General features: G+C 61.7%; 18 protein-coding genes. 13 read left to right on the forward strand and 5 right to left on the reverse strand.

Going from position 1 to position 15,465, the window contains the following annotated elements; translation table 11 throughout:
• The first annotated feature begins 6 nt into the window (after nt 1-6).
• Nucleotides 7-1,002 carry an aspartate carbamoyltransferase catalytic subunit gene (locus BLT85_RS13720; RefSeq protein ID WP_093395803.1) on the forward strand — a complete coding sequence of 332 codons (996 nt, stop codon included), beginning with the start codon at nt 7-9 and terminating at the stop codon, nt 1,000-1,002.
• A complete protein-coding gene (locus BLT85_RS13725) occupies nt 1,002-2,285 on the forward strand; it encodes a dihydroorotase (RefSeq protein WP_093395806.1) in 1,284 nt (427 codons plus the stop codon). The genes BLT85_RS13720 and BLT85_RS13725 overlap by 1 nt, the downstream gene beginning before the upstream one ends.
• A 130-nt stretch (nt 2,286-2,415) precedes the next feature.
• Here BLT85_RS13725 and BLT85_RS13730 read toward each other — a convergent pair whose 3' ends face one another.
• Both BLT85_RS13730 and BLT85_RS13735 read right to left on the reverse strand, forming a co-directional pair.
• On the reverse strand, nt 2,416-3,555 hold the full coding sequence (locus tag BLT85_RS13730; RefSeq protein WP_093395809.1) for a PilT/PilU family type 4a pilus ATPase: 1,140 nt from the start codon (nt 3,553-3,555) through the stop codon (nt 2,416-2,418).
• 60 nt (nt 3,556-3,615) lie between these two features.
• Nucleotides 3,616-4,650 (reverse strand): type IV pilus twitching motility protein PilT, encoded by a 1,035-nt coding sequence (locus tag BLT85_RS13735; RefSeq protein ID WP_093395811.1) that lies wholly within the window; start codon nt 4,648-4,650, stop codon nt 3,616-3,618.
• Between the two features lie 79 nt (nt 4,651-4,729).
• Between BLT85_RS13735 and BLT85_RS13740 the strand changes: the two genes are divergently transcribed.
• The 11 genes from BLT85_RS13740 (at nt 4,730) to BLT85_RS13790 (ending at nt 13,003) form a co-directional block, all read left to right on the forward strand.
• Entirely contained in the window at nt 4,730-5,431 is a 702-nt protein-coding gene (locus BLT85_RS13740) for a YggS family pyridoxal phosphate-dependent enzyme (RefSeq protein WP_093395814.1), read from the forward strand.
• A 4-nt stretch (nt 5,432-5,435) separates the two neighbouring features.
• Nucleotides 5,436-6,254, forward strand: coding sequence for a pyrroline-5-carboxylate reductase (gene proC, locus BLT85_RS13745; protein WP_093395816.1), 819 nt, complete (start codon nt 5,436-5,438; stop codon nt 6,252-6,254).
• Nucleotides 6,255-6,263: 9 nt separating this feature from the next.
• Nucleotides 6,264-6,854, forward strand: a complete 591-nt coding sequence (locus tag BLT85_RS13750; RefSeq protein WP_093395819.1) for a YggT family protein — start codon at nt 6,264-6,266, stop codon at nt 6,852-6,854.
• A gap of 46 nt (nt 6,855-6,900) precedes the next feature.
• Nucleotides 6,901-7,224 carry a DUF167 family protein gene (locus BLT85_RS13755; protein WP_093397781.1) on the forward strand — a complete coding sequence of 108 codons (324 nt, stop codon included), beginning with the start codon at nt 6,901-6,903 and terminating at the stop codon, nt 7,222-7,224.
• A 69-nt stretch (nt 7,225-7,293) separates the two neighbouring features.
• Entirely contained in the window at nt 7,294-8,436 is a 1,143-nt protein-coding gene (metX, locus tag BLT85_RS13760) for a homoserine O-succinyltransferase MetX (RefSeq protein ID WP_093395822.1), read from the forward strand.
• Nucleotides 8,437-8,438: 2 nt separating this feature from the next.
• Nucleotides 8,439-9,029 (forward strand): methionine biosynthesis protein MetW, encoded by a 591-nt coding sequence (gene metW, locus BLT85_RS13765; RefSeq protein WP_093397784.1) that lies wholly within the window; start codon nt 8,439-8,441, stop codon nt 9,027-9,029.
• A 12-nt stretch (nt 9,030-9,041) separates the two neighbouring features.
• On the forward strand, nt 9,042-9,485 hold the full coding sequence (locus BLT85_RS13770) for a DUF4426 domain-containing protein (RefSeq protein WP_093395825.1): 444 nt from the start codon (nt 9,042-9,044) through the stop codon (nt 9,483-9,485).
• The gene (gene rdgB, locus BLT85_RS13775; RefSeq protein ID WP_093395828.1) at nt 9,478-10,083 is read left to right on the forward strand and encodes an RdgB/HAM1 family non-canonical purine NTP pyrophosphatase; all 606 of its coding nucleotides are present in this window, start codon (nt 9,478-9,480) and stop codon (nt 10,081-10,083) included. Before BLT85_RS13770 ends, rdgB begins: the two co-directional genes overlap by 8 nt.
• Nucleotides 10,080-11,219 (forward strand): radical SAM family heme chaperone HemW, encoded by a 1,140-nt coding sequence (gene hemW, locus BLT85_RS13780; protein ID WP_231701485.1) that lies wholly within the window; start codon nt 10,080-10,082, stop codon nt 11,217-11,219. Before rdgB ends, hemW begins: the two co-directional genes overlap by 4 nt.
• 129 nt (nt 11,220-11,348) lie before the next feature.
• Complete coding sequence (locus BLT85_RS13785; RefSeq protein ID WP_093395833.1) at nt 11,349-12,509, forward strand: iron-containing alcohol dehydrogenase; 1,161 nt, start codon at nt 11,349-11,351, stop codon at nt 12,507-12,509.
• Between the two features lie 56 nt (nt 12,510-12,565).
• Nucleotides 12,566-13,003, forward strand: a complete 438-nt coding sequence (locus tag BLT85_RS13790; RefSeq protein ID WP_093395836.1) for an acyl-CoA thioesterase — start codon at nt 12,566-12,568, stop codon at nt 13,001-13,003.
• A 151-nt stretch (nt 13,004-13,154) separates the two neighbouring features.
• Here BLT85_RS13790 and gloA read toward each other — a convergent pair whose 3' ends face one another.
• The 3 genes from gloA to trmB form a co-directional block, all read right to left on the reverse strand.
• Entirely contained in the window at nt 13,155-13,697 is a 543-nt protein-coding gene (gene gloA, locus BLT85_RS13795; RefSeq protein ID WP_093395839.1) for a lactoylglutathione lyase, read from the reverse strand.
• Nucleotides 13,698-13,754: 57 nt separating this feature from the next.
• Entirely contained in the window at nt 13,755-14,615 is an 861-nt protein-coding gene (locus tag BLT85_RS13800; protein WP_093395842.1) for a crotonase/enoyl-CoA hydratase family protein, read from the reverse strand.
• A gap of 116 nt (nt 14,616-14,731) precedes the next feature.
• The gene (gene trmB, locus BLT85_RS13805) at nt 14,732-15,463 is read right to left on the reverse strand and encodes a tRNA (guanosine(46)-N7)-methyltransferase TrmB (RefSeq protein WP_093395845.1); all 732 of its coding nucleotides are present in this window, start codon (nt 15,461-15,463) and stop codon (nt 14,732-14,734) included.
• Between the last annotated feature and the right edge of the window lie 2 nt (nt 15,464-15,465).

The raw sequence follows: 15,465 nt of genomic DNA on the forward strand, positions 1-15,465 counted from the left end.
ATTCACATGATCGCCAAGCCCAGCCAGCTGCAACTCAATGCCCAGGGTCAACTCAGGCATTTCCTGTCTATCGAAGGGCTTTCGGGCGAGCTTCTCACCGAGCTCCTCGATACCGCTGACTCGTTTCTGGAGGTCGGCGAGCGGGCTGTAAAGAAGGTTCCGCTGCTACGCGGCAAGACCGTGTGCAACGTATTCTTCGAAAACTCCACCCGCACCCGTACCACCTTCGAACTGGCGGCCAAGCGATTGTCGGCAGACGTGCTCAACCTGAACATCTCGACCTCGTCGACCAGCAAGGGCGAGACGCTGTACGACACCTTGCGCAACCTCGAGGCAATGGCTGCCGACATGTTCATCGTGCGCCATGGCGATTCCGGTGCGGCACATTTTATCGCCGAACGGGTATGCCCTGACGTGGCGATCATCAACGCTGGCGACGGCAACCATGCCCATCCGACCCAGGCGATGCTCGACATGTTGACCATCCGCCGTCATCGCGGTGACTTTACCGGCCTGTCGGTGGCGATCGTCGGTGACATCCTGCATTCGCGGGTGGCTCGCTCGAACATGCTGGCACTGAAGGCCCTGGGTTGCCCGGACATTCGCGTCATCGCTCCGCGTACGCTGTTGCCGGTGGGGATCGAGCAATACGGCGTTACCGTTTACAACGACATGCGCGTGGGCCTTCGCGATGTCGACGTGGTGATCATGCTGCGGCTGCAGAAAGAACGGATGCAAAGCGGGCTGTTACCCAGCGAGGGCGAATTTTACCGCCTCTACGGCTTGACGTCGGAAAGCCTGGCGCTGGCTCGTCCAGATGCTCTGGTCATGCACCCCGGACCAATCAACCGCGGCGTGGAGATTGAGTCGGCCGTGGCAGATGGCCCCCAGTCGGTGATCCTCAACCAGGTAACCTACGGCATCGCGGTGCGCATGGCGGTAATGTCGATGGCGATGACCGGTCAGAACACCCAGCGCCAGCTCAACCAGGAAGCCCAGTAATGCGAGTGACGATCGAAGGCGCACGGGTCATCGACCCAGCCACCCAGCTGGACCAGATCACCGATATTCATATCGACAACGGCCTGGTACACGCCATCGGCCTCGCCCCTGAAGGCTTCGTGGCCCAGCAGGTATTCGACGCCCGTGGTCTGATCGCCGCCCCCGGCCTGGTGGATCTCAATGCCAGCCTCCGCGAGCCTGGCCAGTCGCACAAGGGAACCATCGCCAGTGAAACACGCGCAGCGGCATCCGGCGGGGTGACCACGCTCTGCTGCCCGCCCGATACCCGCCCGGTACTCGATACACCGGCCGTCGCCGAGCTGATCTTCGATAGAACCGAGCGCGCTGGCCAGGTACGTGTGTTCCCGATCGCCGCATTGACTCGGGGCCTGGATGGCGAACATCTGAGTGAACTGGTCGCCCTGCGCGATGCCGGTTGCGTGGCCTTCACCCAGGGGTTGGCGCCGATGAAGAGCAATCGCATCCTGCGCCGAGCGCTGGAGTACGCAGCGGGTTTCAACCTTCCGGTGATCTTTACGCCTCAGGATCCGGATCTGGCCGAAGGCGGCATGGCCCATGAAGGCCCCACCGCGTCGCGCATGGGCCTGGTGGGCATTCCTGAAGCAGCAGAAACAGTTGCTCTGGCCCGTGACCTGCTGCTTATCGAGCAGACCGGGGTGCGGGCCCACTTCAGCGGACTGACCAGTGCCCGCGCGATGGATATGCTCGCCGATGCCCGGGCGCGCGGGTTGCCGGTAACCGCGGATGTCGCCATGTATCAGTTGCTGCTGTGCGACGAGCAGCTCGAAGGCTTCTCCAGCCTGCTGCACGTCCAGCCTCCGCTGCGCAGCGCCAGCGATCGCAGCGCCTTGCGCGAAGCCGTCAAGTTAGGTCTGGTGCAGGCTATCGCCTCGCACCACCGTCCACATGAGCCAGAGGCCAAGCGCGTGCCGTTCGCCGCTTCGGCACCGGGTATCAGTAGCGTGGAGATTTTGCTGCCGCTGGCGATGAATCTCGTCGCCGATGGTGTGCTGGAACTCCCGGCAGTGCTTGCACGGCTCACCTGCGGTCCTGCAGCGGCCCTGGGGCTTCCTGCTGGCCGGCTGGCGCCTGGTGACATCGCCGACATCGTCCTCTTCGACCCGGTACAGACCAGCCTCATCGGCCACAATTGGCTGTCACGGGGCGCCAATTGCCCGTTCCTGCACGAAGGCGCCCCAGGCGTCGTAACCCACACGTTCAGTCAGGGGAAGCTGGTGTACCAGTCGCAACAGGTCGTCTAGAGCAAACGACCTCCGGATCAGGAGATGAGACAGTCCTTGCGGGCGTCCGCTGTTCCACATCGTCTACCATGCTGATATCACGAAGCGGCGGGGCAACCGCTTCGAGCAGCCCAGTTAGATCACAAGACGATCAACGCCGGCGGATGTCGTCGTCCTCTTCCAGCGCGAAACCGCTGTTGGCGTTACCCATCAGATGCTTGCCATCGGTTTCCGACCCCAGCTTGATCATCAGACGCAGGTCGTTCGCCGAATCGGCATGAGCCAATGCATCTTCGTAAGTCACTTCACCCTGGCTGTATAGCTTGTAGAGTGCCTGGTCGAAGGTTTGCATGCCCAGTTCGTTAGAGCGCGCCATCAGCGATTTCAGCTCGTGCACCTCACCCTTGCGGATCAGATCGGCTGCGAGCGGCGTGTTGAGCAACACTTCGATCGCTGCACGGCGCCCCTTGCCGTCCGGCGTCGGGATCAGCTGCTGGGCGACGATGGCTTTCAGGTTGAGCGATAGATCCATCCACACCTGCTGGTGCATCTCGGTGGGGAAGAAATGGATGATCCGGTCCAGCGCCTGGTTGGCGTTGTTGGCGTGCAGAGTGGCGAGACACAGGTGACCCGTTTCGGCGAACGCCACGGCATGGTCCATGGTCTCTCTGGTCCGCACCTCGCCGATGAGGATGACGTCCGGTGCCTGGCGCAGCGTGTTCTTCAGCGCCACCTCGAACGAGTCGGTATCGATCCCGACCTCACGCTGAGTGACAATGCAGTTCTGGTGTTGATGAATGAATTCGATCGGGTCTTCGATGGTGATGATGTGCCCGCTGGAGTTGCGATTGCGGTAGCCGATCATCGAGGCCAGCGAGGTGGATTTGCCGGTGCCGGTGGCGCCGACGAAGATCACCAGACCACGCTTGGTCATGGCCAGCTTCTTCAGCACTTCCGGAAGCCGTAGATCTTCCAGCGTCGGAATGTTGACCTCGATACGACGCAGTACCATGCCCACGAGGTTGCGCTGGTAAAACGCGCTGACACGGAAACGACCGATGCCACGTGCACTGATCGCAAAGTTGCACTCACGCTTGTCGGCAAACTCGCGGCGCTGTGCCTCGGTCATGACGCCGAGGACGGTTTCTCGGGTCTGTTCGGGAGAAAGCGGAGTCTTGGTCACGGGCAGAATCTTGCCGTTGACCTTCATGCTCGGCGCGACGCCAGCGGTGATGAACAGATCGGATGCACCCTTCTCGACCATCAGGCGCAACAGTTTCTCGAACTCCATGCTATCCCTCTGCTTCTGCGTCGGCACAGTCCCGTGCCGACTCAGCTGTGCTGTGTTGAATTACAGGCTATCCGCGCTTTTGGCTTTCTCGCGCGCGGCATCTTTGCTGACCAGCCCCTTGGCCACCAGGCTTTTCAGGCACATGTCGAGGGTCTGCATGCCGATGTTGCCACCGGTCTGGATCGCCGAGTACATCTGCGCGACCTTGTCTTCGCGGATCAGGTTACGGATCGCCGGGGTGCCAATCATGATTTCATGGGCAGCCACACGGCCGCCACCGATCTTCTTCAGCAGCGTCTGCGAGACGACGGCCTGCAATGATTCTGAAAGCATCGAACGAACCATCGACTTTTCGTCGCCAGGGAACACGTCGACAACACGGTCGATGGTCTTGGCGGCCGACGTGGTGTGCAGGGTGCCGAATACCAGGTGACCGGTTTCCGCTGCCGTCAGGGCCAGCCGAATGGTCTCAAGGTCACGCATCTCGCCCACCAGGATGATGTCCGGGTCTTCACGCAGGGCCGAGCGCAGCGCTTCGGCAAAACCAAGAGTATCCTTGTGCACTTCGCGCTGATTGACCAGACACTTCTTCGATTCGTGAACGAACTCGATGGGGTCTTCGATGGTCAGGATATGGTGGTATTTGGTGCTGTTGATATAGTCGAGCATGGCGGCTAGCGTTGTCGACTTGCCGGAGCCGGTGGGGCCCGTTACCAGTACCAGACCGCGCGGCACGTCGGAGATCTTCTTGAACACGTCGCCCATGCCGAGGTCTTCCATGGTCAGGACCTTGGACGGAATGGTACGAAACACGGCGCCAGCGCCACGGTTCTGATTGAACGCGTTGACACGGAAGCGAGCGACACCGGGCACTTCGAAGGAGAAGTCGGTTTCGAGGAACTCTTCGTAATCCTTGCGCTGCTTATCATTCATGATGTCGTAGATCAGCGCATGGACCTGCTTGTGCTCCATCGCCGGCACGTTGATCCGACGCACATCGCCATCCACACGAATCATGGGCGGCAATCCTGCCGAAAGATGCAAGTCCGACGCGCCCTGCTTGGCGCTGAAGGCCAACAACTCGGTAATATCCATTGGGTTCCCCATTGCGCCCTGCGAGCATGTAGAATGCGGGGCAGGTTACATTCGATTGGCAAGGTGTCTAACGACAGTAATGTCCACGATAGCAGAGAATATTGCAAACGTTCGTGAACGGATTCACCGTGCTGTTGTCGCGTCTGACCGGCCAGCTGATTCGGTGACTTTGATGGCCGTCAGCAAGACCCGTCCGGCCAGCGCGATACGCGACGCCTGGGCCTCTGGCGTGCGCGATTTCGGCGAGAATTATCTTCAGGAAGCGCTCGACAAGATAGCTCAGCTCGACGAGCTGCCGCTGACCTGGCATTTCATCGGTCCGATCCAGTCGAACAAGACCAAACCCATCGCCGAACACTTCGACTGGGTGCATAGCGTGGACCGTATAAAGGTGGCCCGGCGTCTTTCGGAGCAGCGCCCTTCGCACCTTCCTCCGCTGAACATATGCCTGCAGGTCAACATCAGCCGCGAGGCGAGCAAGTCAGGCGTGCTTCCCGAGGATGTCGCCGATCTCGCCGGCGAGGTTGCGGCACTACCCAACCTGGCGCTGCGCGGCCTGATGGCAATCCCTGCCCCGGCGCAGGACAGCGACAGCAGACGTGCACCGCTGGCCGTCTTGCGCGAGCTCATGGTCAGCATCGACCTGCCGCTCGACACGCTGTCGATGGGGATGAGCGACGACCTCACCGAAGCCGTACAGGAAGGCGCCACCATCGTGCGGATCGGCACCGCCCTGTTCGGCGAGCGCGACTACCCCACCACCACACACGAGCAAGGATAGTTTCATGAGCGCTCCGACCATCGGTTTCATCGGCGCTGGCAACATGGCCACCAGCCTGATCGGCGGCATGTTGCAGCAGAACTTCAAGGCCTCGCGGATCATGGCCAGCGACCACAGCGTCGAACAGCGCGACAAGCTCGCCCGGCAATTCGGCATTCGCACCAGCGCAGACAACACCGAACTTGCGCGCGAGTGTGATGTGCTGGTCCTCGCGGTCAAGCCGCAGGGCATGCAGGCGGTCTGCCGCGCTCTGCCGAGTGAGCGCAAGGACGGCCAACTGGTCATATCCATCGCCGCCGGCATTTCCTGCCAAAGTCTGGGGCAATGGCTCGGAGAAGGTACCGCGCTGGTCCGTTGCATGCCCAATACGCCATCGCTGCGCCGTCAGGGTGTCTCCGGCCTGTTCGCGACCGAACAGGTCAACGAGGGGCAGAAACAGCTGGCGGAAAGCATCCTTAACGCCGTGGGCATCAGCCTGTGGCTCAGCGAAGAAGCGCAGATCGACGCGGTGACCGCTGTCTCCGGCAGCGGTCCGGCTTATTTCTTCTACCTGATCGAAGCCATGACCGCCGCTGGCGAACAGCTCGGCTTGCCCCGCGAGACCGCGGAGCGGCTGACGCTATTCACCGCGCTCGGCGCAGCCGACATGGCGGTACACAGTGACGTCGATGCGGCAGAACTGCGGCGCCGGGTCAGTTCGCCCGGTGGCACCACCGAACAGGCTATCAACAGTTTTGCCCGGGACGGCTTCCCGGAGATCATCGCCAGGGGCATGCAGGCTGCTGCGTCCCGCGGCGCCGAATTGTCACGGGAACTCGCGTAAGGAGACAACATGAACAATCTGAGCATGGCCGGCGTTTACGTCGTGCAGACACTTGGTAGCCTCTACCTGCTGATCGTACTGCTGCGTTTCATTTTCCAGTTGGTGCGCGCGGACTTCTACAATCCGCTGTCGCAGTTCATCGTACGGGCGACTCAGCCGCTGGTAGTGCCGCTGCGCAAGGTGATTCCTGGCTTCCGCGGCGTCGATTTCGCCTCGCTGGTTCTGGCGATCATCGTGCAGATCGTGTTGATGGCGATCATCGTCAAGCTGATGGGCTATGCCCTGCCCGGCATGCTGCAATTGCTGGTGTGGTCGCTGATTGGCGTAACCGCGCTGTTCCTGAAGATCTTCTTTTTTGCGTTGATCATCAGCGTGATCCTGTCCTGGGTCGCGCCTGCCAGCCAAAACCCGGCAGCGCAGCTGGTGCATCAGCTCTGTGAACCGGTGCTGGCACCGATCCGCAAGATACTACCTTCCCTGGGAGGCCTGGATCTGTCGCCGATCTTCGCTTTCATCGCCCTGCGTCTGATCGACATGCTACTCATCGCCAACCTGGCCCAGGCCACCGGCATGCCGCGCGGCCTGACACTCGCTTTGTGACGGATGCGGCGCTCGCTCGAGCGCCATGTTCATCAGCAGAACTACTCTGATGTTTTATCGCTGGGAAGGCGACGAGCTCGTTCTCGAATGTCATTTGCAACCCGGTGCACGGCAGGAGGGATTCGCCGGCGTGCACGGGGAGCGCCTGAAGATTCGCATCGCCGCGCCGCCGGTGGATGGCAAGGCCAACGACCGCTTGCTGGCTTTTCTGGCGGGCGCATTCGATGTGCCGCGCACGCAGGTAAGACTGCTTCGCGGCGAGCGAAGCCGCCAGAAACGCGTAGCCGTTACCGCACCGGCCACTCTGCCCGTCGAACTGGGGATCAGCCGCCAGGAATATTGCGTCGCCCCGTCTCGCTCTTTAGACTGACGCCTCGATCGTTGGCCGCATTTTCCTGCCCTGATCCTGCCGGCCAACCCAATAAGGAACAGCTTCCCGATGTCCCGATTTCCCGCTGATTCAGTCGGCCTGGTGACGCCGCAGTACCAGACCTTCGCCGAGCCGTTGCGCCTGGCATGTGGCAGGATGCTTGCCGGGTACGATCTGGTCTATGAAACCTACGGCGAATTGAACGCAAGGCGCAGCAACGCTGTGCTGATTTGTCATGCACTGTCGGGTCACCACCATGCCGCAGGCTTTCACAGCGAAGACGAGCGCAAGCCCGGCTGGTGGGACGCCTGCATCGGACCCGGCAAGGCCATCGATACCAACCGGTTCTTCGTCGTCGCCTTGAATAACCTGGGCGGCTGCCACGGCTCCACCGGGCCCTGCAGCACCAACCCTGAAACCGGCAAGAGCTACGGCGCAAGCTTTCCGATACTGACCGTGGAAGACTGGGTGAACAGTCAGGCATGCCTGGCCGACGTGCTTGGAATCGATACATGGGCCGCCGTGGTCGGGGGCAGTCTGGGCGGCATGCAGGCGCTGCAATGGACGATCAGCTACCCGCACCGGGTCCGTCACTGCATCGCCATCGCCACCGCACCCAAGCTGTCCGCCCAGAACATCGCATTCAACGAAGTCGCAAGGCAAGCGATCATCACCGACCCCGACTTTCATAATGGCGATTACGCCGCCTTCGGCGTCATCCCCAAGCGCGGCCTGATGCTTGCGCGCATGGTCGGACATATTACCTACCTGTCGGATGATTCGATGGGAGAGAAATTCGGTCGTGAGCTGCGTACCGACCGGCTCAATTACGACTTCACCAGCGTCGAGTTCCAGGTGGAAAGCTATCTGCGCTATCAGGGCCAGGAGTTTTCGGCGCGTTTCGATGCCAACACCTATCTGTTGATGACCAAGGCGCTGGATTATTTCGACCCGGCCGAGGTCAACGGCGGCAATCTGGCGCAAACCCTGGAGCCGGTGCAGGCCCGCTTCCTGGTGGTGTCCTTCACGACCGACTGGCGCTTCTCGCCGGCGCGCTCGCGCGAGCTGGTCAACGGCTTGCTCGCGGCGCGCAAGGAAGTCAGCTACGTGGAGATAGAGGCGCCGCAGGGACATGACGCCTTTCTGCTGCCGATTCCGCGTTACGTCGCGGCGCTGAGTCGCTACATGAACCAGATCGAGGTGGACCGATGAGTTTGCGTGCCGATCTGCAGATCATCCAGCAGTGGATCCAGCCGGGCAGCCGGGTGCTCGACCTTGGCTGTGGTGAGGGCGAATTGCTGCGCTACCTGCGTGACGAGAAATCCGTGCAGGGCTACGGCCTGGAAATCGACCCTGACAAGATCAATCGCTGCATCGAAACCGGGCTAAGCGTGATCGAACAGAACCTCGATCACAGCCTCGACAACTTCGCGGACGGCAGCTTCGACACCGTGGTCATGACCCAGTCGCTGCAGGCGTTGCATTACCCCGATCGGGTGCTGGAAGAGATGCTGCGCATCGGCCACGAAGGTATCCTCACGTTCCCCAACTTTGCGCACTGGCGCTGTCGCTGGTATCTGGGAACCAAGGGGCGGATGCCGGTATCCGAGTTCATGCCTTATACCTGGTACAACACACCGAACATTCACTTCTGCACCTTTCAGGACTTCGAAGACCTGTGTCGCAGCCGGAACATTCAGATTCTTGATCGCCTGGTGGTCGACCAGACTCATCGCAGCAGCCGGATCACCACGCTGTGGCCGAACCTGCTCGGTGAAGTCGCGATCTACCGGGTCACTCGTTAGAGGGAAAGCGCCATGTTGCAAAAGATGATTTGCTCTCTGCTGTTGCTCGCATCCGCCGCCGCGGTCGGACAGGTGCAAACCCAACCGCAGCGCTTCGGCGATCTGCTGGTGCACTACAATCTGCTCAATAGCAGCTATCTCGATCCGGAGATCGCCGCCAATGCCGGCCTGGCTCGGGGCCCGACCCATGGTGTGCTGACCCTGCTCGTTCAACGGGACACCCCCGAAGGCAAAGTACCGGTCGACGCTCGCGTAAGCGGCACCGTGAGCAACCTGCTGCAGCAGAGCCAACCGATCGAATTCATCCGTATACAGGAAGACGAGGCGATCTACTTCGTTGCTAACTACACTGCCGCTCAGCGCGGCGTGCTGCGATTCGAAGTGAACGTCCAGGCCGAGGAAGGCGCCACCGTCCATACATTGCGCTTCCAGCAGGAGTTTCATCCCGATGAGTGATCCGGTTCTGCCCTTTGACAAGCTGGTTCTGGCGAGCGGCAACGCCGGCAAGCTGGCCGAATTGCAAGCGATGCTCGGCAGTTCGGTCGAGGTGCTTCCGCAAAGCCAGTTCATCAAGGAAGAAGCCGAAGAGACCGGATCGAGCTTTGTCGAGAACGCCCTGATCAAGGCGCGACACGCCGCCCGCGCTTCGGGCCTGCCGGCCCTGGCCGACGATTCCGGACTGGCAGTGGACGCCCTGGACGGCGCCCCGGGCATCCATTCCGCGCGCTACGCCTTTGGAGGCGATGCAGCCAACAACGTGAAGCTCATCGACGAGCTGCGCGGTGTCGAGGATGGCAAGCGCACCGCACGGTTCATCTGCGTGCTCGCGCTGCTTCGCCACGCCGACGACCCGACCCCGATCATCTGCGAGGGCGTCTGGGAAGGCCGCATCCTGCTCGAGCCCCGCGGAACCAATGGCTTTGGTTACGACCCGCTGTTCTGGGTACCGGAGGCCGGCAAAGCCAGCGCCGAACTGACCGCTGCAGAGAAGAACAGCATGAGCCATCGCGCTCGCGCCATGCAATTGCTGCGCGAGCGGCTAGGGCTTCGGTGAAGCGCTCTCCGCCGCCTCTCGCGGCGTATGTGCATATTCCCTGGTGCGTGAAGAAATGTCCCTACTGCGACTTCAATTCACATACCTCGGCCAACGGCCTGCCCGAGACCGAGTATGTCGATGCGCTGATTGCCGACCTTGATCAGGAGCTGGCCAGCGGTGCCGACCAGCCGCTGACCTCCATCTTCTTTGGCGGCGGCACGCCCAGCCTGTTTTCCGCAGCCAGCCTGGAACGCATTCTCCAGGCTATGGAGACGCGTCTGTCGTTTGCCACGGATATCGAGATCACCCTGGAGGCCAACCCGGGGACATTCGAGCAGGCGAAATTTGCCGGGTACCGTGCCGCCGGGATCAACCGGCTTTCAATCGGCATTCAAAGCTTCAACGCGGCGCATCTGAAGGCGCTCGGTCGTATCCATGACGATGCGGAAGCGCTGCGCGCAGTGGACATGGCCCGCCGCGCCGGCTTCGACAACCTCAACCTCGACCTCATGCACGGCCTGCCAGGCCAGACGCTGGAACAGGCACTAGCCGACATAGAACAGGCCATTGAGCTCAGCCCCGAGCACCTGTCGTGGTATCAGCTGACGCTCGAGCCCAACACCGTCTTTTACAGCAAACCGCCGGTACTGCCCGAAGACGATACCCTCTGGGATATCCAGGAAGCCGGGCAAGCGCGACTCGCCGAGGCCGGGTATCGGCAGTACGAGATATCTGCCTATGCGCGTGATGGCCTGCGCGCGCGGCACAATCTCAACTACTGGCAATACGGTGATTTTCTCGGCATAGGCGCTGGCGCGCACGGCAAGCGAACCCATACGGATGGGGTGGTAGAGCGATACTGGAAGACCCGGCTGCCGCGTGACTACCTCGATTCCGACAAGGCATTCCTCGCTGGCAACAAGCAGCTCGGCCCGGACGAACTGGGTTTCGACTTCCTGATGAACGCGCTACGCCTGGTCGACGGTGTGCCCAGTCATCTATACGCCGAGCGCACCGGCCAGCGGATCGATACCATCGCACCGACGCTCGACCACGCGGTGGAGCGAGGCCTGCTTGAACCCTGGCACGAGCGGCTGAAGCCCACCGAACGCGGCCGCCTGTTTCTCAACGACCTGTTGGAAATGTTTCTTTAACCCGTCCCTGCGTTGTGCTGTCAAAACCCGACGGGCGATGTCCAATCATCCATATTCCCGCTGCGAACTTGCAGGGCGCCGCTGGCGGCCCGTACAGTTACGCAAACTGTCTCGACCGAGGAGGTTCTCTTGAACCCGTTCAGCTTTGCTACCACTGCCCAGATCCTCTGCGAATCCGGCTCTGCCGCTCGGCTGGGTGAGCTCTGCCGCGAGCGCGGCGCCCGACGCGTACTGATCGTCACCGATCCCGGCATTACCAAACTGGGGCTACTCGAATCGGTGCTCCCGGGTTTCGCCGCGACAGAGGTCGCGTACGAAATCTTCGACCAGGTCGAGGCTGATCCGCCCGAGGCGGTAGTGATGACTGCGGTCGAGCAGGGCCGCCAGTTGCAGGCTGATCTAATTATCGGGTTCGGGGGCGGCAGCTCAATGGATGTAGCCAAGCTGGTGGCTTTTCTTGCCCACCCGCAGTGCACTCAGCAACTGAGCGACATATATGGCGTCGGCAACGCCAAGGGTCTGCGGCTGCCGCTGATTCAGGTGCCGACCACCGCCGGCACCGGCTCGGAAGTCACGCAGATCGCTATCATCACCACTGGCGAAACCACCAAGATGGGCGTGGTATCTCCGGTTCTGCTGCCTGATCTGGCCGTACTGGATGCCGAGCTCACCGTCGGCTTGCCGCCAGCAGTCACTGCGGCCACCGGAATCGATGCCATGGTGCATGCGATCGAGGCTTACACCAGTAAGGTAAAGAAGAATCCCCTCTCGGACATGCTCGCCCGCGAGGCGCTGCGTCTGCTCGCGGCCAATCTTGACGAGGCGGTGCACAACGGCAGCAACCGTGAGGCGCGCCAAGCCATGCTACTCGGGGCCTTGCTCGCTGGTCAGGCGTTCGCCAACGCGCCCGTCGCGGCAGTGCACGCGCTGGCCTACCCCCTGGGAGGCCATTTCCACATCCCCCATGGCCTGTCCAATTCGCTGGTGCTGCCAGCGGTCATCGAATTCAACGCGTCTCATGCAGCGCCACTCTATGCAGAGCTGGCGCCGCTGGTGGTGCCGGACCTCAAGCCCGGTGACGATCAGAGCCTCACCGCGCAATTGGTGGAAGCGCTATGCCAGTTGAGCCCACGTTCGGGCCTGCCGAACCGTCTGCGCGACGCCGGCGTGCCGGAAGATGCCCTGCCCATGCTAGCGCGCGACGCGATGCTGCAGCAGCGCCTGCTGATCAACAATCCGCGCGAGCTGACCGAAGCCGATGCGCTGGCGATCTACCAGAAAGCCTACTGATACCCTTCCGCGCCGGGCCCTGCGGCCCGGCAGCCTGTTTACCGTACGGAACCGATATGACCGAGACGCAAAAGCCCCGCCGCGAGGACTTCAACTACTTGCATCAAATTCTCACCCGCTGGCACGACAACGACGTGTATGGCCACGTCAACAACGTGACCTACTACGCCTACTTCGACAGCGCGGTGAACGCCTGGTTGATCGAACAGGGCGGGCTGGATATCCATCAGGGCGAGCAGGTGGCGTTCGTCGTCAGCTCGGCCTGCGATTATTTCCAGCCGATTGCCTTCCCGGAGAAGGTCGAAGTTGGCGTGCGCGTTGCGAAGCTGGGTAATAGTTCGGTGCAGTATGAGTTAGGCGTGTTCAAGCAAGGCAGTGACGAGCCCTGCGCCGCCGGACGTTTCGTGCACGTTTTTGTCGAGCGCAAGAGCAATCGACCATGTCCCATTCCGCCGGGCCCCAGGGCCGCTCTGGAACGGCTGGTCCGCGGATAGGATCCGGGAAGTCGAGGAGCCTACAGCACCTGTTTTCGCGCGCATGCCTGGACGGCCCTCTGGCGGAGCGGGCCTGTAACCGCGAAGAAAACAGCTCGGGCTTCGCTTTCGCGCCCAGGTGCGCTCCTACACAAATCAGTGCTCGGGTGCGTCAGCCGAGCACTTCAGGCAAGCGACCCGGCGTGAACAGTTCGATCCAGTAACCATCCGGGTCTCGGATGAAGGCGATGTGTTTCATCTTGCCATCCTGGGGACGCTTGACGAAGGAGACGCCGAGCTTCTCGAAACGCTCGCAGGCCAGATCGAGATCCGGTACGGCAAAACCGATGTGACCGAAGCCCTTCGGCTCATCGTTACCATCGTAGTAGGCAAAGTCGGGGTCGTCCTCGGTGCCCCAGTTGTGCGTGAGCTCGAGCATCGCCGGCCGGCCAAAGGTCTGGACCAGTCGCTTGTCGGGCTCGGGTGACCAATAGCCGAGGTCCTTGTGGTCGATCGCGGCGAGAAAGAACAGGCTGAACTTCATCTCCTCGAAATCCAGTCGCTTGACCAGCGTCATCCCCATCACCCGGGTGTAGAAATCCAGACTGACCTCAGGTGACTTGACGCGCAGCATGGTCTGATTGAACACGAACCCCTCGGTGGAGGGGTCGCGGTTTTCGCACAAACCAGGAGCGGATTCGAAGTGACGGCTCATACACTGTTCCTCTCGTACGGATCAAAATTGGGAGCTTAGCATCGCCCCGGCCACTATTTAGCGGAAGGGGCGCTCCTGCCACCAGGGATAGAAAGGCGGCCGATCCTGGCTGGGACGCAGCTTGAACCGCGGCTGACGCTTTTCCAGGAATGACTGCACGCCCTCCTTTGCATCCTCCGATTCGCCCATGAACGCAATCGCCCGCGAATCGACGATGTGCGCTTCCATCGGGTGGTCGGCACCGAGCATGCGCCACATCATCTGGCGGTTGAGCAGCGCTGACATGGCCGAGGTGTTGTCGGCGATCTCGCGCGCCAATTCACGCGCTGCGGGCAACAACTCGTCCGGCTCGTGCAGGCTGCGAACCAGTCCGCCGCGCAGGGCTTCCTCGGCGTCGAATACACGGCCGGTGTGGACCCACTCGGCCGCCTGCTGGACGCCTACCAGACGCGGCAGGAACCAGCTGGAACAGGCTTCCATGGTGATGCCCCGACGGGCGAATACGAAACCGAAGCGCGCCTTCGTCGAGGCCAAGCGGATGTCCATCGGCAGGGTCATGGTGGCGCCAACGCCGACCGCAGCACCGTTGAAGCCGCCAATCACCGGCTTGGTGCACTCGTAGATACGCAGGGAAACAGTGCCGCCACCGTCGCGCAGCTCGTCGCCTTCCGGCTCGCTCTGGCGCTTGTGACGATTGAAGGTATCACCGCCCTTTTCCAGGTCTGCACCGGCGCAGAAAGCCTTCCCCGCGCCCGTGACGATAATCACCCGGACTGCATCGTCGGCGTCGGCAGCGTCGAACGCGGCGATCAATTCGCGACGCATCGCCCCGTTGAACGCGTTCATGCGATCGGGGCGATTCAGTGTGAGGGTGAGAATGCCTTCTTCGACCTGGTAGTCGAGCGTTTCATAGTCCACGGCTGGCTCCTGTTCTGTCCGAATGAGATCGGATCAGTGTAGGAGCCGATGCCGCACGCGGCCATTACCTTTGCATTTCAATATGCCGCGGCATAGCCCACGTGCATGCGCGGGGCTCACTCGACGCGCGCGAACTTCAGATCCCACACGTCATGGCCCAGCCGCTCGCCGCGACGCTCGAACTTGGTTACTGGCCGCTCCTCCGGTCGCGGCACGTAGGTGCCGTCCTCCGCAAGGTTGCGATAGCCCGGCGCCGCGCTCATGACCTCGAGCATGTGTTCGGCGTAGGGTTGCCAGTCGGTGGCCATGTGAAACACACCGCCGACCTTGAGTTTCTGCCGCAGCGCCTCGGCGAAGGCCAACTGCACGATACGGCGCTTGTTGTGCTTCTTCTTGTGCCAGGGGTCCGGAAAGAACAGCAACACCCTATCCAGGCTGCCGTCGGGGATGCAGCGGTTGAGTACCTCGATGGCGTCGCAATCGAACACACGGATATTGTCGACTCCGGCGTTGAGCACACCATTGAGCAGCGAACCGACGCCGGGGCGATGGACCTCGACGCCGATGAAATCCTGCTCCGGAGCGGCCTGCGCCATCTCCAGCAGCGATTGCCCCATACCGAAGCCGATCTCCAGGGTCCGCGGAGCCTCCCGGCCGAATACGTGGTCGAGATCGAGCATGCCCAAATCAAGCGACAGCCCGAAGCGTGGCCAACCCTGGTCGACCCCACGCTTCTGCGCGTCGGTCATACGACCGGCGCGCATCACGAAGCTACGAATCGCGCGCCGGTGCAGCGCCTCTTCCGGTTGATCGGGCGTGTCGGGTTGGTTCTGCGGGTTATCGGACATCG

Source organism: Halopseudomonas xinjiangensis (assembly GCF_900104945.1).
Classification (GTDB): Bacteria; Pseudomonadota; Gammaproteobacteria; order Pseudomonadales; family Pseudomonadaceae; genus Halopseudomonas; species Halopseudomonas xinjiangensis.

What these genes read in the sequence shown, in the direction of transcription:
- BLT85_RS13720 (WP_093395803.1), top strand. Translation starts at nt 7, where the DNA reads ATGATCGCCAAGCCCAGCCAGCTGCAACTCAATGCCCAGGGTCAACTC.
- BLT85_RS13725 (WP_093395806.1), top strand. Translation starts at nt 1,002, where the DNA reads ATGCGAGTGACGATCGAAGGCGCACGGGTCATCGACCCAGCCACCCAG.
- BLT85_RS13730 (WP_093395809.1), bottom strand. Translation starts at nt 3,555, where the DNA reads ATGGAGTTCGAGAAACTGTTGCGCCTGATGGTCGAGAAGGGTGCATCC.
- BLT85_RS13735 (WP_093395811.1), bottom strand. Translation starts at nt 4,650, where the DNA reads ATGGATATTACCGAGTTGTTGGCCTTCAGCGCCAAGCAGGGCGCGTCG.
- BLT85_RS13740 (WP_093395814.1), top strand. Translation starts at nt 4,730, where the DNA reads ATGTCCACGATAGCAGAGAATATTGCAAACGTTCGTGAACGGATTCAC.
- proC (WP_093395816.1), top strand. Translation starts at nt 5,436, where the DNA reads ATGAGCGCTCCGACCATCGGTTTCATCGGCGCTGGCAACATGGCCACC.
- BLT85_RS13750 (WP_093395819.1), top strand. Translation starts at nt 6,264, where the DNA reads ATGAACAATCTGAGCATGGCCGGCGTTTACGTCGTGCAGACACTTGGT.
- metX (WP_093395822.1), top strand. Translation starts at nt 7,294, where the DNA reads ATGTCCCGATTTCCCGCTGATTCAGTCGGCCTGGTGACGCCGCAGTAC.
- BLT85_RS13770 (WP_093395825.1), top strand. Translation starts at nt 9,042, where the DNA reads ATGTTGCAAAAGATGATTTGCTCTCTGCTGTTGCTCGCATCCGCCGCC.
- rdgB (WP_093395828.1), top strand. Translation starts at nt 9,478, where the DNA reads ATGAGTGATCCGGTTCTGCCCTTTGACAAGCTGGTTCTGGCGAGCGGC.
- BLT85_RS13790 (WP_093395836.1), top strand. Translation starts at nt 12,566, where the DNA reads ATGACCGAGACGCAAAAGCCCCGCCGCGAGGACTTCAACTACTTGCAT.
- gloA (WP_093395839.1), bottom strand. Translation starts at nt 13,697, where the DNA reads ATGAGCCGTCACTTCGAATCCGCTCCTGGTTTGTGCGAAAACCGCGAC.
- trmB (WP_093395845.1), bottom strand. Translation starts at nt 15,463, where the DNA reads ATGTCCGATAACCCGCAGAACCAACCCGACACGCCCGATCAACCGGAA.